The sequence below is a fragment of the Vibrio sp. JZG120 genome (genome assembly GCF_053890955.1).
The window spans coordinates 360,100-380,636 of sequence record NZ_JBSRRK010000005.1 but is presented as its reverse complement, the minus strand read 5'-3'; the positions used below and the strand labels follow the sequence as shown (position 1 = coordinate 380,636).

Below are 20,537 nucleotides of genomic sequence, written 5' to 3'. Positions count from 1 at the left end.
AGGTGAAAGGCATATGCCAGTAGTTAAAGTACGTGAAAACGAACCGTTCGACGTTGCTCTACGTCGTTTCAAGCGCTCTTGCGAAAAAGCAGGTATCCTTTCTGAAGTGCGTCGTCGTGAGCACTACGAAAAACCAACTACAGTTCGCAAACGCGCTAAAGCAGCAGCTCAAAAGCGTCACGCTAAGAAGCTAGCTCGCGAAAACGCTCGTCGCGTTCGCCTGTACTAATAACTGAGCTCCAAAAGGAATTTAGTTATGGCTCTGATTGATCAACTCAAAGAAGAGCAAAAATTAGCGATGAAAGCCAAGGACAAATTGCGCCTTGGTACTATTCGTTTAGCCCTATCAGCAATCAAGCAACGTGAAGTTGACGAGCAGATTACTCTGAACGATGACGACATTCTTGCAGTATTGACCAAAATGGTTAAACAACGTCGCGACTCTGTAGCGCAGTATGAAGCAGCGGGTCGTCAAGATCTTGCTGATGCGGAACAAGCAGAAATTACCGTTCTTGAGGACTTTATGCCTCAACCACTGACAGACGAAGAAGTAGCGGCTCTTATCGAGAACGCGATTGCTGAATCTGGCGCAGCTGGCATGCAAGACATGGGCAAAGTAATGGGCGTTCTGAAACCGCAAATTCAAGGGCGCGCAGATATGGGTAAAGTAAGCGGTTTAGTTCGCGCTAAACTGGCTTAAGATACCCCACCCAATTGCAGCAAGCCGTGCTATCCTTTGGAACGCACGGCTTGTTTGTATCTGGATGAATGGAATGAAATAAGTGAGCAACACGCTTATTCTTTTAAAGCATTCACTCCACTCATCATCTTCTTTTTTTGTTAGGTTTTATGGCTGGACACATCCCTCGCAGTTTTATCGATGACCTTCTAGCTCGACTTGATATTGTCGATATCATCGACGCACGTGTGAAACTTAAGAAAAAAGGCAAAAACTACGGCGCATGCTGCCCGTTCCACAACGAAAAGACGCCGTCATTCAGCGTCAGTCAAGAAAAGCAGTTCTACCATTGTTTTGGTTGTGGTGCGCACGGAAATGCCATCGACTTTTTGATGGAATTCGACCGGCTAGAATTCGTCGAAGCCATTGAAGAACTCGCTTCATACTTGGGCTTAGATGTTCCTCGCGAACAACGTAGCGGCGGTAATGGTTCGTTCCAGTCAGGCCCACAAGCAAGCAGCAGTGAAAAACGTAATCTATACGACTTAATGGGCAGCATTGCTCAATTTTATCGTAACCAACTCAAGCAGCCAGCAAGTAAAGTGGCGATTGAGTATCTAAAAGATCGCGGCCTGTCTGGTGAAATCGTCCAGAAGTTTGGCATCGGCTATGTGGCTGATGAATGGGATTTAGTTCGTAAGAACTTTGGCCAGAATAAAGAAAATCAAGACATGCTCGTCACAGGCGGCATTTTGATCGAAAACGACAAAGGCAACCGCTACGACCGATTCCGTGGTCGAGTGATGTTTCCTATTCGAGACAGACGCGGCCGAGTAATAGGCTTTGGTGGTCGAGTATTAGGTGATGGGACACCGAAATATCTCAACTCACCCGAAACCCCGATATTTCATAAAGGTAAAGAATTGTATGGCCTTTATGAAGTACTACAAGCGTACCGTGAGCCACCACAAATTTTAGTGGTTGAAGGCTATATGGATGTTGTCGCGCTTGCTCAATATGGCGTAGATTATTCCGTTGCCTCATTGGGTACCTCTACAACGGGCGATCACTTGCAAGTGTTATTCAGGCAAACAAGCACCGTCGTATGTTGTTACGACGGTGACCGAGCAGGCCGTGAAGCAGCGTGGCGTGCCATGGAAAATGCATTGCCTTACCTAACTGATGGTCGCCAGTTAAAATTCATGTTTTTGCCGGATGGAGAAGATCCCGACTCTTATATCCGACAAAACGGAAAACAAGCATTTGAACAACAAGTGTCTAATGCGATGCCTTTGTCTGAATTCATGTTCAGCTCATTGACTCAGCAAGTCGATATGAGCACGAAAGAAGGCATGGCAAAACTCAGTACCCTTGCTGTTCCTCTCATCGACAAAGTCCCTGGCGGCACTTTAAGACTATACTTGAGAGAACTGCTTGGCCGCCGTTTGGGTTTGGTTGATGAACGCCAACTACAGCAGCTAATTTCAAAACAAGGTAAAGAGGATAAAAGGCCTCAACCTCATAAAGAAATCAAGCGAACGCCGATGCGAGAAGTGATCGCGTTACTGATTCAAAACCCACAATACGTAACTATGGTGCCAGATCTAACTAGCGTTAGAGATTTACCCATTCCTGGTCTAAGTTTATTTGTTGATGTACTTGATAAATGCCAAGCGCATCCCCATATCAACACAGGCCAATTATTAGAGCATTGGCGAAACAGCCAAAATGAGACCCTTCTGTCTCGTCTCGCGAGTTGGGACATTCCACTCGATGAGGACAACCAAGAAGAAATATTTTTAGACTCACTGGATAAAATTATTGCCCAGTGCGTAGAAAAACAAATTGAAAACCTGCAGGCCAAAGCAAGAAGTGTCGGTTTATCAGCCGAAGAGAAAAGGGAGCTGCTAGCACTTATGCTAGATTTAAAAGCGTAACCCTGTTTAATTAGTCAGCAACGATTTAATTTGTTATAGTAAGTGGTTTGCATTTCGCATACTGATTCCTTCACCAGATTACGAAGTTGGATACCGTCTATGGATCACAATCCGCAGTCACAGCTAAAGTCACTTGTTATTAAAGGCAAGGAACAAGGCTATCTGACCTACGCCGAAGTAAATGACCACCTACCTGCTGAAATCGTAGATTCAGAACAGGTAGAAGACATCATTCAGATGATCAACGACATGGGCATTAAGGTAGTAGAAACTGCTCCTGATGCTGATGATTTAGCACTGAACGATGACACAAATATTACCGATGAAGATGCAGCCGAAGCTGCAGCCGCTGCACTGTCTAGCGTAGAGAGTGAGATTGGTCGTACCACAGACCCTGTACGTATGTACATGCGTGAAATGGGTACTGTCGAACTTCTAACTCGCGAAGGCGAAATCGACATCGCAAAACGTATTGAAGAAGGTATTAACCAAGTTCAATCGTCTGTTGCTGAATACCCAGGTACGATTCCGTACATTCTTGAGCAATTTGACAAAGTTCAAGCTGAAGAACTGCGTCTTACTGACCTTATTTCAGGTTTTGTAGACCCAGATGCTGACGACACCGCTGCACCAACGGCAACACACATCGGTTCTGAACTGACTGAATCTCAGTTAGAAGAAGAAGACGATGAAGACGTTGATGACGACGAAGATAGCGATGACGATTCAGATGATTCTGAAGAAGATGTAGGTATCGATCCAGAATTAGCGCTAGAGAAATTCAACCAACTACGCAGCACCTATCAAAATCTTCAATTAGCAATCAACGAGTACGGCTATAACAGCCCGAAAGCAACCGTTGCTAATGAAATGATGCTAGACGTATTCCGCGAGTTTCGTCTAACGCCTAAACAGTTTGATCACCTAGTGAATGAACTGCGTACTGCTATGGATCGCGTTCGTACTCAAGAACGCCTGATCATGAAGTCTGTGGTTGAATACGGCAAAATGCCGAAGAAATCATTCATCGCGCTGTTCACTGGTAATGAATCAAGTGAAGCTTGGTTGGATGAAGTTCTTGCTTCAGACAAGCCATACGCTGAAAAGATCAAACGTAACGAAGAAGAAATCCGTCGTTCAATCGCTAAGCTAAAAATGATTGAAGAAGAGACTTCTCTAAACGTACAGAACATTAAAGACATCAGCCGTCGTATGTCTATCGGTGAAGCAAAAGCTCGCCGTGCGAAGAAAGAGATGGTTGAAGCGAACTTGCGTCTTGTAATTTCTATCGCGAAGAAATACACCAACCGTGGCCTACAGTTCTTGGATCTTATCCAGGAAGGTAACATCGGTCTGATGAAAGCGGTAGATAAGTTCGAATACCGTCGTGGTTACAAGTTCTCGACTTACGCAACGTGGTGGATCCGTCAGGCAATCACTCGTTCAATCGCGGACCAAGCACGTACGATTCGTATCCCGGTACACATGATCGAAACGATCAACAAGCTAAACCGTATCTCTCGTCAAATGCTGCAAGAGATGGGTCGTGAGCCACTACCGGAAGAACTGGCTGAGCGCATGCAGATGCCAGAAGACAAGATTCGCAAAGTTCTGAAAATCGCTAAAGAGCCTATCTCAATGGAGACACCAATCGGTGACGACGAAGATTCGCATCTAGGTGATTTTATCGAAGATACAACGCTAGAACTGCCGCTAGATTCTGCAACTGCAACTAGCCTTAAAGTGGCAACAAAAGACGTGCTTGCAGGTCTAACGCCACGTGAAGCGAAAGTACTTCGTATGCGCTTTGGTATCGACATGAACACTGACCATACTCTAGAAGAAGTTGGTAAGCAGTTCGACGTTACTCGTGAACGTATCCGTCAGATCGAAGCAAAAGCACTACGTAAACTTCGTCACCCAAGCCGCTCAGAGACTCTGCGCAGCTTCCTAGACGAATAATCGCAGCGCATGCAAGCTTTTAGAAATCAAAAAAGGTGACTTTAGGTCACCTTTTTTATTATCTACTGTGCTAAGTGGATAAAAACTAAGCGCAATTGCCCTAGTTGGTATCTAGACACCTTGCAACGCTTCCCCTATAATCGTTGTCCTATTAAGGCCCCTTAGCTCAGTGGTTAGAGCAGTCGACTCATAATCGATTGGTCCGCAGTTCAAGTCTGCGAGGGGCCACCATATTCTAGAAGGCGTAGCAGGTTAGTACCTGCTACGCTTTTTTTGTACCTAGTGATTTTGGGTGTAGTTGTGGGTGTAGTTAGGAAGTTGCTTAGCTCACAATTTTGGACGCTTTGCTGAGCTTGCCAACATTTTTCCATCACGAGCAGAACAGAAAATTCGATAAGATAATAAAAAAGCGCCCCCTTATGTGAAAAGGGGGCGCTTTTTTATTATCTGCCTATTTTACTCAATTCCGTGTTTACGATCATACCAAATAGCTAACAAAGGCAAACCGATTGTACCAACGGTAACTAGAGCTAAAAATAAAAGTTGAGCTAAAGTCATACCCGTTACATCCAAAAGTTGTACTAACATATTGAAACCCGCCCTAATGTTCTTGTGGTTATATTTTAACCTAAAAATACAAAACTTGATAATGTGCTTACCGGCCAAGATAGATAACTGTAATCTCTTCTCGCTCATGCCCTAACTCTCTACTAATAATAAGGCGAGCTTCTTTATCTGCACTTTTTTGTTCTCTACTCAGTTCTCTGCTAGTTAAACCACCCGCTTTAGGTGCATTCATTCCTGTCAGTTCTATGTATCGCTGTTGAGCATATTGATGGCGTAGACCATGGTTCTTGCATAACCCAACCTTCCTACAAGTATTTTCGTAGTGCTTTAGCTGTTGAATGTACTTTTTGCTTGCGGGAATCAGAGAGCCTCTTGGGGCAATAGCTATAGCTCGTTCTAACACCTGCTTTTGATATTCGTTTCTGATTGGTACCTCTCGCGCCTTGCCACCTTTAGTCCAAGAACCCATTAAATGAATTCTATCTGCTTTAATCGCTATACTGGGGTTAAACTTCAAAGCTTCTTCCCGCCTCAGACCGAATGCAGATTGTAGCTCTAACGCTATTTTTATATATGGGTCTGAGATTGCGTTAAACTTTACTTCATCAAGCTCTTTCGCCTTGTTGGTACTATTGTCACTGAAAACTCTCTTTCCTATCCCCAACTCTTCATTGGACTTGGGTAACAAATGCTCACGTCCAGTCTTTTCGAATACCCAACGAATATGTGCCATTCGGTTTTTTATAGTTCCAACGCTTAAGCCTTGACTTTGCCAATGCTCAACCAAAAATTTTACGTGCTTTAACTTAAGTGTATGTGGAGTTAAGTGCCTGTACCCTCCTCTCTTTAATTGTTTTTCGATTTGGATGAGGATGTTTTTACGTGCAGCTTGAGATGCATAACTCCCATCAATGTTGCGCTTCATTAACAAAACTAGGCCGTGTCGTAAGTTTGGTTTGCTCATGACTCTTACTCCTAAATAAATAAGAGCCATATAGCTCATATGGCTCTATCTACTTGAAAAAATGATGGAGAAAACGTAATCAAACCACGTGAACCTGATGGTTAGTGATAAGCCCAATTCAAACTTATGGTTAGTAAGATGAATGCCTCAGAGGCGATTAGGGCAAGAGTGATGGTTTGTGTATCGATAGTTACGAATGTCGTACATGATCTACTTGAAGAAGCGTGAGCATCTACGAGAAGAGCATTGTGACGTCACAATGCTGGTTACGTTTCTTTCTCCTATTGAACATTTATGATTTATGAAGAGTCTTTATAGCGACGGCTACTTTTTTATTTACGTGATGAGGCTACCAAGCCGTCACTTGGCTGTCACCAAGTGACCCCGCTTAAAAGAAATAACGAGAATATAGAAAAAATAAGGTGATGCGCTCGCGGTATACCTCCTGTCACTACCTATTTCACAGCTAGTGACAGGAGGGCTTCAACGTGCGTTCTTTATGCTGTTGAGCAGTGGTTCTTTGATACCATCAATACATAGGACAGCTTCTTGCAAAGACGATTCAAGGCGTGGATCAAAGTAACCATACTGAACGAATATCTGACGTTTGATGTCATCTGGAGATTTCAAGTAATTGATTATATTTTCATCTGTAAGCTTAAATGGTGGCTCTTGGATTAACATGGCCGTAATTGCTTTAGCCATGACGGCGCGATGCTGTAAATCCAAACTTGTAATAGCATCTCTAAACATACCTTCTATATCTTCCATGTAGCGCTTCCAAATAAATTCGTCCATCTGCACCATACATACACCTTTACGTTGTTTTGTTCGCACTGCGAACATTTCACTCCTCTGCTAATCTTAAGTAGAAAGCGTAACCTATTACGTGACAAATGCATAAATCTGGCAGATTGAATATGGAATATAAAAAAAGCCCTACGCTCATCTCAATCTTTGGGAGCATTTTCATTTCATTGCTTAAAGTTATTGTTTGTGTTTTGGAAGCTTCAAGTAAAAGCTCAAACATCGATCGCGAACATATTAGCTATGATGATGGTATTTCAGACAACACCTACTTTGATGACATCGGGTGTGAATTCGAGCGGGATTTAGAGGGTAAGTTGAGGAATAGGATTACAGAAAAACGCCATAGAGATAATTCAGATTGGTAGCTGGTAAAAAGTGACTCAACGTTTACTGTACATTAAGTCACTTCATTCTAATTATAGGCTTCAGTCAAATGTATTTGTTTGATGATAAGAGAAAGACCATAACCAATCGCCAGCTTCCGCTTCATCTAAAGGCACAGGCTCTTGGTTTAAGCCAAAGATCATCAATTTACTGCTTCTTCCATCTACACTATGAACCAGTTTAAGGTCAACAAGCTCAACTTTCCCATTAAATCTGCAAACGTAGTAAGAGCCTTCATTTGTAGGTCGGCTCATAAACCAAGGTGAGCGCTCTGGCCCTACTGCACTAAAACAATGGATATTCCTAGCAAAGTTAAATACCGCCTCAACGAGCTCCGGTTTACTAAATTCAGACGTAATCTCTACATCATGGGCAAGTTGAAATGGGGATATGCTCCAACCATAACGATTAAAGCTATCAACAAAAAAATCAATTAAGTTATCAGCATTATCTCTTAAGGCATCCATGTAATCATCTAGATAGAATCCAGGCCCACCAAACAATGAAAGATCCACATATCTAAATACTTTAACCCCCATAACTGACTTAGCCCAATCTAAAGCGGTGCTAAGGTTCAAAAACTGCTTTGTATCCTTACCGTAATCAACTATTACACAATCAATGTCTTCTATCACAGAACATAGTGCATTATCATGATTTAACGGAGTCATGGGAGATAAGTACTCCTCATAATAACCAAACAACACGTTTCTCATGTCAACATGACAAGACATAGAGATACTTGTTTGGTTGCAATATTTAACTGATGCAGAATCAAACTGCTTGCTCCCATTACGCTTAGTACTATTCATATTTCCTTCCTTCTTGATGAATGAGAAGCGAACAGCCCCTCAATGTCAGAAAGAATGTTAAAGCCGATAAAGTTAAATATTTTTTTTAAGCTAACGATTACTGCATTTATCCCAACAAGTGGAATTAACGTTCGCAGTGCGAATAAAAAGCGAGGCCTATAGCCTCGCGTACATAAATTTAATCTTTAAAAGCCTGTTCTTGCTCTACTAGCCAATCAACAAAGTCTCGCTCACGCCAGCCTAAACAACGCCCATTTATCTGTATTGGCTTAGGAAAACACTTGTCTTTCGCCCACCAACGCCAAATAGTCCTTGGACTGCGGCCCAGTGAATCTGAAACTTCTTTAAGGGACATAATTCGATCTCTTGCCATGAGCATCCTCCTTTTCTCATTTGATGACTGAACCAGTATCTTTGATAAAAAGAGGCGTAACGGTTTTAAGAGGTCGATTGATTGAATTGATCAGATGTTCGCAGTGCGAACGACATAAACTTGGTTTTTCTCAATTTACTTCACTTACTCCACTTTAAGTGAGGTAAGTGAAGTAAAGTTATAAACATACAATCTCAGAAATGTGGACGATAGCTGCTTGGAAACAAATACAGCCTGTAGCCATCTTTGTAACGAGTTTCAATTTTCCCCTCATCAGCTAATCGCTGTAGAGCTCTGCCGACATGAGCAACATAGTTACATGGTATGCCTAAGATCTGGCTAATTTGGCCTGGTGCAAGCCATTCAGTCTGGCTTCGATTATCATCAGCCTCCATTGATATTCGCTCCTGAAGCATTTTATACCAACGCCCTTTATCCAAATATTTATCAGATACCGTATCAACCAGAGCCTGCTCGTCCATTGACAGTACCCAAGGCTCACCAGCTTCATACATGTGCTTGACCTCCAACCAAAACTGCCGCAATGACTCGGGCTCTTCTTGGCGAAGGCTGCCAGTTCCATTGTATTGCCACCCGAGAATCCGATTCACAGTAGTCATATCAATGGGTTCATTTAGTTCAATCACACCAAACCGAGTATTACCCGTTCTGTCCTTTAAGAAGTCTTGGCCGTTTACCGTCGCTATCAAAAGCGTTTGCCTCGGTTTTTTAAGGTCGGTACGCGCATAGGGCAACCTGATTGTGTCTGCCTCTTGGGATATAAATGCTTTCAGCTGACCTTGACTGTGCTTTGTTGAAGACTCCAGTTCACCGAGTTCAACAATCCATGACTTAATAATAGGTAACACGCTATCTTTGCAGCGGGGATCTAATGCCCGACCTCCAAGAAATGCCCCTTGTACGATGTCACCTATTCTTGATAAGAAAGCGGTTTTTCTAAAAGACTGCTTACTCTGAAGCACCGGAACTAACTTACTGCTAAACCGAGGCTCGTATAGCGCCGCAATACAACCTACAAGCCACCTCCGCATAATTAGCTCCGTAACTTCAGGTCTCTTAGAACGGATGCACCCAATAACTTTCTTCACTCGTTCGACGCCATCCCATTCAGAGTCAGCCAGATGCAAAACAATAGGGTGATATGAACGCTCCTTTGCCAAAACATGTAGATGATCACCAATTGCTGCTTTTGGTACATCGAATCTTGCACAGTCGCTTATCAGCTTACTCATTAACACCTCATATTCCATAACCTTACCGTTATGGAGCACTTCTATCTCAGTGTTCATCGCATTTAAGTAAGGGACGTATCCTTTGTGATCTAACAGTACCCTCAGGTTGTCATCTGTATTGAGAATAAGCTTCTTAAACCCTTCTTTTTTCTTGTCTGGAAAATCGAGTTGAGACTCGCTCGGCTGACTTTTATCACTTGCTGCTGTCACTTTTCCCCCCTTGATTCTCCATCCAGTTATCTAGCTCAGACTCTCGCCACCCAAGGCAGCGTCCATTAATCAGAATGGGTTTCGGAAATGTTTTCTCTTTTGCCCACCATCGCCAAATTGTTTTGGGTGTCCGGCCTAAAGCTTCTGATACCTCTTTTAATGGGATTATTCGATTTCGTGTCATTACCTGTCTCCTTATCTCATTTGAGGGCAGGAGTTAGTATCTTTGAAAAAAAAGGAGGGAACGATTTTGGGAGGTCGATTGCATTAATTGATCTTGATAAAAAAGTTATAACCAAAAGAAGATGTTAGCAGTGCGAACAAAAAATAAAATTGGCCTCAAAAGTTCTGGCAATAAAGAGTGAAACCAATTTGTGGACAAAAGTTGGTTAGGAAATTTACTCTATTTAGACTATTAGGTATTAGGAAAAGTATGGGTGTTGCACCATTCCCCTTAAGGCATGCTCAATATTTGCCCATTGAAAGACCGTGCTCTTCAATAGATAACCTCTAAGCATCATTAGCACCCACGACATGTCTGGGAGAGACATCATAGCTAGAGCGGCGTTAAGTTGCTTAAACAATGGTGGGCGATGACAAATGTCAGTCATAGTGCGCGTTGGTTTGTGGATTTGGAGCGTACAGCGAGAGTCGAACCCGCATCATCATATTGGAAGGCAGAGAAGTAGGCTTTGCGTTCATATTTCTTGATAGTCAGTGATTTGACGAGTCAATTTTAATCAAGAAGGCTAAGTCAGTTAGAACGCTATAGCATGAAAAAGTGCTATATTGAAAGCATCACATCTTCACGCCCCCACAGAAGGAATAATACTATGCCGACCTACCAGGTCACTTACTTCAACGTGAGACACGCCGTGATGGACAGCGAAGCTATCTTCATGAAAAACCTAACGAACGCAAAGCGCTCAGCAGAGCATCATGCGCCAGAGGGGACTGACCAAATTGAAATCAAAGATTTAATGGATCAAGTTTTGACTCGATTGACGCTTGAGCAAGGCTGGGTTGATAACATCGAAGACTGACATTGTCTAGCAATCACGGGTCGTTTGGAGTGTCATCAATAAATACACAGGCTTGATTAGTTTTTCGTATTAGCCTTTGACACAGTTTAATTTGTTTGTCTGTCAAAGCCTGTTCACAGTAGAGTTGGTCGAGTAAACCTGCAAGCATGTCTCTTTCCAAGTTACTCAGTTTTTCAGAATGCATGAGGAGTGTCGTATTGATAAGTTCAGAGAGGTTTCTTGAACTCACAATCCCCATTCCTTATCCCACTTCTTTTGTTCCTCAATATCTTCTATTCGTTTGCGGACATCCTTTCTCTTCAACTCTTCTGGTGTCCGCTTAATCCTTTTTCCTTTCGGATTAAGACCAAGTTGTTTCTGCTTTTGTGTCGGTTTAGGTAACTTGCTCACATATAATCCTATTTTGATGGTTGACTGAATTTCGCACCGCATCCACGTTGGCTATGAAAGAAACAATGATACTACACAAGTCAGCATAAAATAGACAAAAGTGAGTAACAGCACTAGTTAAATTAGCATTGTAAGTATCGCAAAAACCAGCTAGTTGCAACTTCGGCTATTTGCTCGCAGTCGGCATAAAGTCATTTTTGTTAGCTAACGCATTAGAAACTTACTAATATTTTTTAAAATCATAACATTACAGCCAAATTAAAATATGACCGAAGACTAAACTAACTATTTTCAATTTAAGGCTTATACTTAAAGTAGCTCCGCGAATTTGAGTTATTTTTTCATTATAAAACAAGTTTCCTTTCACAGTTATTTTCGAAATTTTTCGTTTAACTTCTGCGACAGCCCTCTTGAGTGACTATGAAATAGCTCTAGTTACCAGAGCCTTAACCTATAGGATTAGTCGAGGTATATATGTCTGACAGAGAAACTGGATCAGTAAAATGGTTTAACGAGAATAAAGGCTTTGGATTTATCACCAAAGATAGTGATGGCAAGGATATTTTTGTCCATTTCCGTTCGATTTCGTCTGATGGGTTTAAGACCCTGTTGGAAGGGCAAAAAGTAAGTTTTGAAGTTGAACCAGGTGAGAAAGGACCACACGCAACAAACGTGGCTCTCATCTAGATACGGCTGAAGGCATAGCAATCAAAAGCTTTGCCTTCATTTTTTGTCTAGTTATTGTTTGATGGTAAAAGTCCATTCCAACTTCTTCCTTCTTTTCGAAATTCAACTCTGATCCTTTCAGGTTATAGATTTTCAGCTGATCAAAGCTATTTGGATATGGGAAATATAAAAGTGTCCCAGAAAACAGTCTATGACAAGGAGGTGCCTTTTATAAAGGTCAACCATCATTGAAAGGAAACAAATCATGATACCCACCAACGAGAAAACATGGCGCCAAACATATCTAAGTTCACTGAATTTAAAAGGTACAGAATATAGATACTGGTCATTAAAAAAACTTGCCCAAGATTATCAAGTAAACCTGTCCAAAATTCCCGTAACTAAACGTCTGCTTATTGAAAATGTAATGCGACAAACCTCTGATTTAAAAGAGTCATCTCGAATTATTGAAGCATTGCTCTTTAAAAATAAGGCTCTCGACTCAGAGAACAACGGTCATTCATCAGAATTGAGCTTCTATCCTAGTAGAGTACTGATGCAGGACTATACTGGGATACCTGCTTTAGTCGATTTAGCCGCAATAAGAGATGCAGTAGCTAAAGAAGGCGGAGATCCGAGTTATGTAACACCTAAATGTCCGGTTGATCTTGTCATTGACCATTCGTTAATTGTTTATCAATCAGGTTCAGAATCTTCGATACAAACAAATCGTGCACATGAAATGGCACGAAATAGAGAGCGTTATACATTTCTAAAGTGGGCACAAAAAAACTTCCGTAACTTGACAGTGATCCCTCCCGGTAAGGGGATATGCCATCAAGTTAATCTGGAATATCTATCTCAAGTTGTGCGCGAAGACGAAAAAAGAGTGTTAACACCAGACACGGTAATAGGAACCGATAGCCACACCACTATGATAAACGGGTTAGGCGTGTTGGGTTGGGGAGTGGGAGGCATAGAAGCCGAAGCTGCAATGCTTGGTCAGCCACTAAATATCGCTATCCCACGAGTTGTCGGAGTACTTCTTGATGGGCAATTGCGTCCCGGTGTGACTGCGACCGATTTGGTTTTGACGATCACAGAAAGGTTAAGGTCTCATGGCGTGGTAGGTAAGTTCGTTGAGTACTATGGTGACGGCTTAGCCACTCTATCGGTGGCAGACCGAGCAACGCTTGCCAATATGGCACCAGAGTATGGAGCCACTTGCGGATTTTTCCCAATTGATGAAAATACTATCGCCTATTTAACCCTGACAAACCGCCCTTCTTCACTGATTGATAGAGTGCGGGCGTACGCTCTAGAGCAAGAGCTATGGTGGGATACAAACTGCCCTTCACCAGAGTATGACGAAAATGTTGTAGTCGATTTATCTGCCATCGGTACCTCAATAGCAGGGCCCAAACGACCTCAAGACAGACTTAATATCAGCGCCATTAAGCAAGCGACTCTTGACCAATGTGCTATTGAAGGTGCCGCAAACTCAAACCAGCCAGGCTCATCCAGACCCTTACATCATGGTGATGTCGTCATTGCAGCTATCACCTCGTGCACTAACACGTCAAACCCCGCTGTTATGTTGACTGCGGGTTTGGTGGCTAAGGCAGCAGTTAAAAAAGGGTTAACCGTTCCTAGCTACGTCAAAACTTCTCTCGCCCCCGGTTCATTAGCTGTCGCTCGATATCTCAATGATACGGGTTTGCAAGACTACCTCGACCTATTGGGATTTCATCGAGTTGGATACGGTTGCACAACATGCATTGGTAACTCTGGCCCATTAAAAAACAATCTTGAAACTGAGATCTCGGAAAACAGCCTGAATGTATCGGCGGTATTATCAGGTAATCGCAACTTTGAAGGTAGAGTGCACCCCTCTGTTAGCCTAAACTGGCTTGCCTCGCCACCTTTAGTCGTCGCATTTGCGTTAGCGGGTACGACCTGTATTGACTTAGAAAAAGACCCAATTGCGCTCAATAGTAACAACGAGCCCGTCTATCTAAAAGATCTGTGGCCAAGCCAAGCCATGCTGGATGAAATGCTAAATCAAGTCCATGAGAGCCACTTTAGATTGAGCTACAGCGACATTACTGAAGGTGATGAAGAGTGGGAACAATTGTCAATGAAAGATAGCCCCTGCTACCCTTGGGACGAAGGCTCCACTTACATACAACGCCCTCCTTTTTTGGAAATACCACCGCCGACTTTTCCTGTTGAATCAGCGCGTGTATTAGCCATTTTGGGGGATTCAATTACGACCGACCATATTTCACCAGCAGGCCGCATTTCAGAACATAGTCCGGCGGGTCAATATCTACTTTCAAAAAACATCACACCCGAAGAGTTTAATAGCTATGGTTCACGCCGAGGAAATCATCACATCATGGTTCGTGGGACTTTTTCAAATGTACGTTTGGAAAACAAAATCGCCTCCCCGACGATAGGCGGTGTCACGCGATGTTACGGCGATACCAAACTGGATGACTGTAACATGTCAACCACTGAGAAAGCGCCTCCCATCATTCCTATTTACGACGCCAGCAGGAGGTCAATCGAACTTAACGTTCCGTTGGTAATATTTGCTGGCAAAGACTATGGTTCAGGCTCTAGTCGTGACTGGGCGGCAAAAGGTTGTTTGTTATTGAATGTGAAAGCGGTCATCGCGGAATCGTTTGAGCGAATTCATCGTAGTAATTTAGTCGGTATGGGCATACTGCCTCTTCAACTGATGCGACCAGATGAATTAAATTCACTGACTTTAGAGGGTAATGAGACTGTTTTTATTGCCCCCCACGAACCTATAAAGCCGTTATTGGAGCTCAATATTATCGTAGTAACAGCGCAAGGTGCTGAGCTCACCATACCTGTTACTGCTCGTATAGATAACCCTAAGGAACTGGAGTATTTTAACTCGGGGGGTATCCTTCAATATGTTCTGAAGCAGCTGACAGCTAATATCCCTAAAATGTCATAGTGAAGTCTCGCGTCTTAGATTACGGTGTAGCAGTCTGCGGTACTTTTTCACCGCAGGCTGTCTATACATTTCAGATTCAGATTTAGATGTTGTTCTGTTTTTCTCTTACAGAGAAATACCGTAAAAAAGTGAGGCCGAGTAAAGCTGAACAGATGGAAGCTGAGAAAATTCCAAGTTTTGCTGCATTAATTTGATCAGTGCTATAGGCTAACTCTGAGATAAACAATGCCATCGTAAAACCAATGCCAGCTAGCATCCCACCCCCCAAAATCATTCCCCAATTCATATTTTCTGGAAGCATGGCTACCCGGAGTCTTACGGATATCCAACTGAACAGCACAATACCTATAGGCTTGCCAAAAACAAAACCCAAAAAGACAGCAAAAGTAATTGGAGAAGTTGCGTTCGTACTGGTTAGTGAAATCCCAGCATTAGCAAAGGCGAATAGTGGTAAGATGATAAACCCGACCCAAGGATGAAGTAACATTTCTAAGCGCTCGACCGGTGAAAGCGTTTCACGGGCCGCCGCAGCAGCCGTCCTTAAAGTCTCTCCTTCAATCTTATCTCCGCTCCATTGCTTCATAGGAGATGATGCCACTATTGAGTTCACAATAGTGGAGAGGTGTTGCTTGCTGACCCACTTATTTGTGGGGGTTAATAAGCCTAGAATCACACCAGTAATTGTCGGATGTATACCAGACATGTCGACCGACAACCATATCATTCCTCCAACAAGAGAGAAGAGTACAATACTGCGAACTCCCAAGAAGCTCATACCTCGAACAATAATAAAACCTATCAATGCATAAACGACGGGCCACCATTCAATGTCATTACCATAACCAATAGCCACAACAAAGATTGCGCCAATATCATCGACTACGGCCATTGATAACATGAATATTCGTAAGCTACTCGGAATACTTCGTCCTAAGAGCGCTAGGCATCCGATCACAAATGCGGTATCCGTCGCCATCACAGTCCCCCAACCATGATGCCCTGGTTCACCAAATTGGATAAATAAATAGAAAAGAGGAGGCAACAACATCCCACCAAGAGCGGCAGCAATGGAAAGTACAGCTAATTTAGGATTACGAAGTTCACCTAGCATCAACTCACGCTTAAGCTCTAAGGCAATGAGAAAGAAAAACAAAGTCATTCCTGCATCGTTTATCCATTTGTGCAAAGAACGCTCAAAGACTAAATCACCGAAAGTAATCCCTACCGAAATCTGCCAAAAATGAGCAAACTCTTCACTTAGATTTGAATTGGCAAGTAAAACAGCAAGTACTGCTGAAACAAATAGAACAATGCCTGCTGCGGATTCAATATGTATAAAACGGTTTACTGGTTGAGCGACCCAATCAATGTATTCTTTTGGTAATCGAGTCGGATTAGTTGGTGCTATTGGGATTTTTTTACTCATTGTTTTCAACTGTAGGTATTAAGTTACCTTCAATGCTATTGAGAAACTTGAATATGTCACTGTTAGTAGATAAAACAAGCGTTGTATTTTCTGAAATGATAGTTGAGTAAGACTGCATTGTTCGCGTGAACTCATAAAGGTCTCTCGCTTGAGGGCTTTTATTGTAAGCTAACGAATAAATTTCGGCGGCTTTGGCATCAGCTTGTCCGCGAATCTCTTCGACTTCACGATAGGCTTCAGACTGGATTTTATTCAAATCTCTGATGCGGTCACCACGAATCCTCGCAGCTTCCCCATTCCCTTCGGATAAAAAACGTTCCGCGATTTGCCGACGCTCACTAATCATTCGCTCGTAAATTTTAGGGCGAACACTTTCATTGTAATTAATACGTTTGAAGCGAATATCGAGCAATTCAATACCAAATATCTTTATTTTTTCTGACGCAGCAGAGAATATTTCTTGTTCTACTAGTTGACGCCCTTTTTTAATAGGAACAAGGGTGCCAATTTTTAACTCTCCTTCAGTGTCACTTAATAAGGCATCTCGTAACGGTTTTCTGTTTTTGTTGGTACGAATTATTTCGATTAGTTCATGCTTTGCGACAGCATTTCGCGTCTCACTTCCCAAAATATCGTCAAGACGAGATTGTGCACTACGCTCATCTTTGATTCTTAAAAAGTATTGAAGTGGGTCGATTATTCGCCACCGAGCGAATAAATCAACTGAAATATACAGCTTATCTTTTGTGGGCATATCGGAAGGGTTGCCATCCCACTCCAACACTCTTTTGTCTATAGTGTTAATCTCATGAATGAATGGCATTTTTATCTTTAACCCGGCATCCACAACAGGTTCTCCTATTGGCTTCCCAAACTGAGTAATAATGACCTGTTGTACTTCACTCACGGTGTAAAGTGCGTTGTATATACCAAGAGAGACACATAAAACTAATGCGGTTATGACTCCTATTTTTTTCGGTTTCATTGTGCATCTCCTTGTGTCTTATTGAGATTAAGTAAAGGTAAGATATTGTTTGCTCGCTCATCAATGATAATTTTGGCCCGAATATTCGGTAATACAGCTTGCATGGTTTCTAAGTAGATTCTTCGTTTGGTCACTTCTGGAGCTTTAACGTACTCAAACAATAGTGCATTAAATCGCGCTGTATCCCCCTCGGCTTCATTCACTCTTTTTAAACGATAACCATCAGCCTCTCTGATCCTTTGATCTTTTTCTCCTAAAGCTAAAGGGATTACTTTGTTGTAATCTCGACGAGCTTCATTAATAAGCTTTTCTTTTTCCTGTTGGGCTTGGTTCACTTCGTTAAATGATGCCTGAACAGGTTGAGGAGGGTTGATGTTTTTCAATTGCACTTGGTCAATGCTTATCCCTAAGGCATATTTCGTTGAGAGCGCCTGCATTTTTGAAAGCGCTTCATATTCAATTTCTTGTCGGCCTATTGTGATCACTTCATCCACAGTTCTATCCCCGACAACTTCACGCATTACGGACTCAGAAACATATCGAAGCGTTTCACTAGGTTCTCGGACTTCGAACAAAAACTTAATAGGTTCAGAAATTCGATATTGAACTACCCACTCCACAAGGGCAGCATTTAAATCACCAGTGACCATTTGTGTCTCTTGGCGACGATCGTTCACTCTGGGACTTTGGTGAGGATCATTAGCTCCTGGCGTCGTAAAACCAAACTCTTGTTTCAACTGACGTTTAACTGGAACTATTTTTACCGTGTCAATACCAAGTGGAACCTTGATGTGGAGCCCCGAAGGAACATTATTTACATACTTACCAAAGCGTTGTACGACAGCGACAGAATCACTTGGAACGGTATAAAATGTTGACCATAAAATGAGAGCTAAAAATAAAATAATAAATGGAGAAAAAAAGCTCGATGGTCCGCCACCGATAAGAATTTTCTTGAAGTGCTGAAGAATAGTATGAAAAGCTTTTTTCAAATGTGGAGGATCTTGCTGTCCTCCGCCCCAGGGGTTTCCTGAAGAATTGTTACTTGGGAGCATGAGCATGCCCTCCGGCTATAGGTAAGGAATTTGACCTATGCAAAATTGAATGAGGTAGGTAGCGCTTAATCAACTAGAGTAAATTGTGTGCAGTTTACGATTAGTTACTAAGTGTTGCCTTAGGATAGGGAAACTCTACTTAAACTTCTAATATAATTAGAAATTATTAGCTAGAAATCATACTAGCTTTCATATCTCAAGCTCTACAGTAACCCCTAATTACTAGGCTCTTTTTATCGCTAACGTTATGCGACGTGTAGTTATGTGAGAGCATACATCTTTAACTATTATTATAGGTTATTTATGTCCGTATAAGGACAGATTTGGCAATTTTTCTACAACGGAACGAGCCTTGTAGAGAAGTATGACTCGAATAACCTAAAAGAACGGCCGCTCTAGCAAGAATCGGGATAAGATAAATCAGACTAGAGAGCACTGAATCAATACTGGACACAGGCTTTTCAACGGTGGAGAAAAGCCTGTGCTAATGCTTCTAGCAGTCAGTTTGCTCTGAAAGTCTCAAAGCTTATTCCCGTTCAACTCCAAGGTAACGAATCGTATTGTCTAGCTTCGAATGTCCTAGTAAAATCTGTACCGCCCTAATGTTTTTTGTTCTGGCATAGATCAAAGTAGCTTTGGTGCGACGTATTGAATGAGTCCCATAATAGTCTGCATTCAGCCCCAGTTTTACAGCCCAACACCTTATAATCGAACGATAAAATGAGTAACTGATAGGTTGCCCTTTACGGCGACAACTTGGAAACAAAAAACTGCTTCTAGGGGTGCAGAGTAGATCCATTGACTAATACTCTGCTGAGTTCTAGGAGTGATTTCATAGTGCACATCAGTGCCCGTTTTTTGCTGTATGCATTGACCCCTCTCATAAATCACTCCTTGCGAAGAGACATCGTATACGTGTAGTTTTCGTAAATCACTCGCTCTCAACTTACTATCAATGGCTAGGTTTAGCAGAGCAAGTTGCCTTAGGTCGTTTTCAAGCTCAAGCCTGGTCCTGATTCGCCAGATTTCTTCAAGCTTAAATGGCCTTTTTATGCCACTGCACTTTGTACAAGATAACTTTCTCATGATGACCTCCTCTCAGTGTTTTTGGTCAACATGAAGTTTGGCTGTCACATTTAATAGGGCTCAGAAAGATCTGAAATGTTGGTGGACAAATGTGTTTTAGTAACTTGACTAAATTGGCGACTAACTGATTAGTCTAGGTACGGGTAACCTCCAATTAAGTAGTAAAATCTAGTTGACCGTTACATTCCCATTAGTAGAGCTAAAATAGATGTAGGTACTATATTCATGAACTTAGGTATTCTCAAATGGGGATATTTACTTGTAACAAGTGTAGGAAGTTTGTCAGTCCAAATATACTGGCTTCAAAAGGTGGAATTTGCCCAGTTTGTTTTCAATTCTTGGCTATGTCCCAAATGCACCCTAAGATTTGGGATGTACTTCATCGAGAAATTGAGGAAGGTAATCAAATCGTTGGCTTCAATGCTATTGGAGCATTGGGAGGAAGATGTATATCCATTGAGCTTAAGTATCCATTTTCAAACTCATATGAGTTGAATGAAGGTCTGATTGATTATGTTGATAATTCTAGCTCTGGCAATGAGTGGAGCATGTATGTTGGTATTGAGTATCGTCCTATAGATGGCCCGCAGGGGAGTCTCAAGATTAAATCTGTATTGAGATATACCAATCAGTCTGAAGCTGTCCTCGGGGATCACCCCTTTAGCAAACTGGACATTACCTATCTTCGTGTTCTTTTACTTTTATTATCAATTCTCATTGTTTCCATATTCGTTTCCATATCCATGTTCCCAGAATTTTATCATCTACTGATAAAAGTGCTTATTCCTGTTCTTGTATTGAGGTGGGCTCTAAACAAGTACTGAATAGCCACCAATATAGTAGCCACTTCTAGTATGACCAAAAGTATGTCAAATCACCGCTAGGTGAATAATATATCAACTAGGCGTAACACCGAATGGGGCACTTCTGAGTTACGGAGTGCCAA

General features: G+C 42.2%; 19 protein-coding genes, 1 tRNA gene and 1 pseudogene. 9 read left to right on the top strand and 12 right to left on the bottom strand.

Translation table 11 applies throughout. The annotated features are described in order from the left end of the window. Positions 1–13: 13 nt before the first annotated feature. The 5 genes from rpsU to ACWPOD_RS13285 all read left to right on the top strand — a co-directional run bounded on the left by rpsU (position 14) and on the right by ACWPOD_RS13285 (position 4,809). Positions 14–229, top strand: a complete 216-nt coding sequence (gene rpsU / locus ACWPOD_RS13305) for a 30S ribosomal protein S21 (RefSeq protein ID WP_001145625.1) — start codon at positions 14–16, stop codon at positions 227–229. Positions 230–256: 27 nt separating this feature from the next. Continuing rightward, a complete protein-coding gene (locus ACWPOD_RS13300; protein ID WP_005395984.1) occupies positions 257–700 on the top strand; it encodes a GatB/YqeY domain-containing protein in 444 nt (147 codons plus the stop codon). A 149-nt stretch (positions 701–849) separates the two neighbouring features. Continuing rightward, entirely contained in the window at positions 850–2,616 is a 1,767-nt protein-coding gene (gene dnaG / locus ACWPOD_RS13295) for a DNA primase (RefSeq protein WP_167426915.1), read from the top strand. Positions 2,617–2,715: 99 nt separating this feature from the next. Beyond that, positions 2,716–4,578, top strand: coding sequence for an RNA polymerase sigma factor RpoD (gene rpoD, locus ACWPOD_RS13290; protein ID WP_005395986.1), 1,863 nt, complete (start codon positions 2,716–2,718; stop codon positions 4,576–4,578). A 155-nt stretch (positions 4,579–4,733) separates the two neighbouring features. Beyond that, positions 4,734–4,809: transfer RNA gene (locus tag ACWPOD_RS13285), tRNA-Ile, on the top strand. 225 nt (positions 4,810–5,034) lie between these two features. Here ACWPOD_RS13285 and ACWPOD_RS13280 read toward each other — a convergent pair. The 7 genes from ACWPOD_RS13280 to ACWPOD_RS13250 form a co-directional block, all read right to left on the bottom strand. After that, entirely contained in the window at positions 5,035–5,166 is a 132-nt protein-coding gene (locus tag ACWPOD_RS13280) for a hypothetical protein (RefSeq protein ID WP_017634400.1), read from the bottom strand. A 67-nt stretch (positions 5,167–5,233) separates the two neighbouring features. Next, the gene (locus tag ACWPOD_RS13275) at positions 5,234–6,109 is read right to left on the bottom strand and encodes a phage integrase N-terminal domain-containing protein (protein ID WP_029839152.1); all 876 of its coding nucleotides are present in this window, start codon (positions 6,107–6,109) and stop codon (positions 5,234–5,236) included. Between the two features lie 483 nt (positions 6,110–6,592). Then, positions 6,593–6,916 carry a hypothetical protein gene (locus ACWPOD_RS13270; RefSeq protein ID WP_152560902.1) on the bottom strand — a complete coding sequence of 108 codons (324 nt, stop codon included), beginning with the start codon at positions 6,914–6,916 and terminating at the stop codon, positions 6,593–6,595. A gap of 428 nt (positions 6,917–7,344) precedes the next feature. Then, the gene (locus ACWPOD_RS13265; RefSeq protein ID WP_140246597.1) at positions 7,345–8,115 is read right to left on the bottom strand and encodes a hypothetical protein; all 771 of its coding nucleotides are present in this window, start codon (positions 8,113–8,115) and stop codon (positions 7,345–7,347) included. A gap of 178 nt (positions 8,116–8,293) precedes the next feature. Further along, positions 8,294–8,494 carry a helix-turn-helix transcriptional regulator gene (locus ACWPOD_RS13260; RefSeq protein ID WP_324186314.1) on the bottom strand — a complete coding sequence of 67 codons (201 nt, stop codon included), beginning with the start codon at positions 8,492–8,494 and terminating at the stop codon, positions 8,294–8,296. A 188-nt stretch (positions 8,495–8,682) separates the two neighbouring features. Next, the gene (locus ACWPOD_RS13255) at positions 8,683–9,951 is read right to left on the bottom strand and encodes a VapE domain-containing protein (protein ID WP_031823103.1); all 1,269 of its coding nucleotides are present in this window, start codon (positions 9,949–9,951) and stop codon (positions 8,683–8,685) included. Then, positions 9,935–10,135 carry a helix-turn-helix transcriptional regulator gene (locus ACWPOD_RS13250; protein WP_029839162.1) on the bottom strand — a complete coding sequence of 67 codons (201 nt, stop codon included), beginning with the start codon at positions 10,133–10,135 and terminating at the stop codon, positions 9,935–9,937. The genes ACWPOD_RS13255 and ACWPOD_RS13250 overlap by 17 nt, the downstream gene beginning before the upstream one ends. Positions 10,136–10,784: 649 nt before the next feature. Between ACWPOD_RS13250 and ACWPOD_RS13245 the strand changes: the two genes are divergently transcribed. Beyond that, the gene (locus tag ACWPOD_RS13245; protein WP_005378991.1) at positions 10,785–10,994 is read left to right on the top strand and encodes a hypothetical protein; all 210 of its coding nucleotides are present in this window, start codon (positions 10,785–10,787) and stop codon (positions 10,992–10,994) included. A gap of 225 nt (positions 10,995–11,219) precedes the next feature. On the opposite strand, the gene ACWPOD_RS13240 is transcribed toward ACWPOD_RS13245, so the two are convergent. Then, positions 11,220–11,384: a hypothetical protein gene (locus tag ACWPOD_RS13240; RefSeq protein ID WP_180793015.1), complete on the bottom strand. Its 165-nt coding sequence runs from the start codon at positions 11,382–11,384 to the stop codon at positions 11,220–11,222. Between the two features lie 474 nt (positions 11,385–11,858). On the opposite strand from ACWPOD_RS13240, the gene ACWPOD_RS13235 reads away from it, so the two are divergent. Together ACWPOD_RS13235 and acnA are read left to right on the top strand one after the other, a co-directional pair. Further along, positions 11,859–12,071: a cold-shock protein gene (locus ACWPOD_RS13235; protein WP_005378997.1), complete on the top strand. Its 213-nt coding sequence runs from the start codon at positions 11,859–11,861 to the stop codon at positions 12,069–12,071. Positions 12,072–12,315: 244 nt separating this feature from the next. Next, positions 12,316–15,039 carry an aconitate hydratase AcnA gene (gene acnA / locus ACWPOD_RS13230; protein ID WP_237312031.1) on the top strand — a complete coding sequence of 908 codons (2,724 nt, stop codon included), beginning with the start codon at positions 12,316–12,318 and terminating at the stop codon, positions 15,037–15,039. Between the two features lie 82 nt (positions 15,040–15,121). Here the strand turns inward: acnA and nhaA are convergent, their stop codons facing one another. The 4 genes and pseudogenes from nhaA to ACWPOD_RS13210 form a co-directional block, all read right to left on the bottom strand. Further along, entirely contained in the window at positions 15,122–16,465 is a 1,344-nt protein-coding gene (gene nhaA, locus ACWPOD_RS13225; protein WP_029852869.1) for a Na+/H+ antiporter NhaA, read from the bottom strand. Then, a complete protein-coding gene (hflC, locus tag ACWPOD_RS13220; protein ID WP_237283651.1) occupies positions 16,458–17,450 on the bottom strand; it encodes a protease modulator HflC in 993 nt (330 codons plus the stop codon). Before hflC ends, nhaA begins: the two co-directional genes overlap by 8 nt. After that, the gene (hflK, locus tag ACWPOD_RS13215) at positions 17,447–18,505 is read right to left on the bottom strand and encodes an FtsH protease activity modulator HflK (RefSeq protein ID WP_237283652.1); all 1,059 of its coding nucleotides are present in this window, start codon (positions 18,503–18,505) and stop codon (positions 17,447–17,449) included. The genes hflC and hflK overlap by 4 nt, the downstream gene beginning before the upstream one ends. A 526-nt stretch (positions 18,506–19,031) precedes the next feature. Then, positions 19,032–19,591 (bottom strand): annotated as a pseudogene (locus ACWPOD_RS13210) (tyrosine-type recombinase/integrase). Between the two features lie 245 nt (positions 19,592–19,836). Here ACWPOD_RS13210 and ACWPOD_RS13205 point away from each other — a divergent pair. Further along, positions 19,837–20,415 (top strand): hypothetical protein, encoded by a 579-nt coding sequence (locus tag ACWPOD_RS13205; RefSeq protein ID WP_456231940.1) that lies wholly within the window; start codon positions 19,837–19,839, stop codon positions 20,413–20,415. Positions 20,416–20,537: the final 122 nt, after the last annotated feature.

Excerpts from the sequence above, each read along its gene's own strand:
- rpsU (WP_001145625.1), top strand. The coding sequence starts at position 14 with ATGCCAGTAGTTAAAGTACGTGAAAACGAACCGTTCGACGTTGCTCTA.
- ACWPOD_RS13300 (WP_005395984.1), top strand. The coding sequence starts at position 257 with ATGGCTCTGATTGATCAACTCAAAGAAGAGCAAAAATTAGCGATGAAA.
- dnaG (WP_167426915.1), top strand. The coding sequence starts at position 850 with ATGGCTGGACACATCCCTCGCAGTTTTATCGATGACCTTCTAGCTCGA.
- rpoD (WP_005395986.1), top strand. The coding sequence starts at position 2,716 with ATGGATCACAATCCGCAGTCACAGCTAAAGTCACTTGTTATTAAAGGC.
- ACWPOD_RS13280 (WP_017634400.1), bottom strand. The coding sequence starts at position 5,166 with ATGTTAGTACAACTTTTGGATGTAACGGGTATGACTTTAGCTCAACTT.
- ACWPOD_RS13275 (WP_029839152.1), bottom strand. The coding sequence starts at position 6,109 with ATGAGCAAACCAAACTTACGACACGGCCTAGTTTTGTTAATGAAGCGC.
- ACWPOD_RS13270 (WP_152560902.1), bottom strand. The coding sequence starts at position 6,916 with ATGGTGCAGATGGACGAATTTATTTGGAAGCGCTACATGGAAGATATA.
- ACWPOD_RS13265 (WP_140246597.1), bottom strand. The coding sequence starts at position 8,115 with ATGAATAGTACTAAGCGTAATGGGAGCAAGCAGTTTGATTCTGCATCA.
- ACWPOD_RS13260 (WP_324186314.1), bottom strand. The coding sequence starts at position 8,494 with ATGCTCATGGCAAGAGATCGAATTATGTCCCTTAAAGAAGTTTCAGAT.
- ACWPOD_RS13250 (WP_029839162.1), bottom strand. The coding sequence starts at position 10,135 with ATGACACGAAATCGAATAATCCCATTAAAAGAGGTATCAGAAGCTTTA.
- ACWPOD_RS13245 (WP_005378991.1), top strand. The coding sequence starts at position 10,785 with ATGCCGACCTACCAGGTCACTTACTTCAACGTGAGACACGCCGTGATG.
- ACWPOD_RS13235 (WP_005378997.1), top strand. The coding sequence starts at position 11,859 with ATGTCTGACAGAGAAACTGGATCAGTAAAATGGTTTAACGAGAATAAA.
- acnA (WP_237312031.1), top strand. The coding sequence starts at position 12,316 with ATGATACCCACCAACGAGAAAACATGGCGCCAAACATATCTAAGTTCA.
- nhaA (WP_029852869.1), bottom strand. The coding sequence starts at position 16,465 with ATGAGTAAAAAAATCCCAATAGCACCAACTAATCCGACTCGATTACCA.
- hflC (WP_237283651.1), bottom strand. The coding sequence starts at position 17,450 with ATGAAACCGAAAAAAATAGGAGTCATAACCGCATTAGTTTTATGTGTC.
- hflK (WP_237283652.1), bottom strand. The coding sequence starts at position 18,505 with ATGCTCCCAAGTAACAATTCTTCAGGAAACCCCTGGGGCGGAGGACAG.
- ACWPOD_RS13205 (WP_456231940.1), top strand. The coding sequence starts at position 19,837 with ATGGGGATATTTACTTGTAACAAGTGTAGGAAGTTTGTCAGTCCAAAT.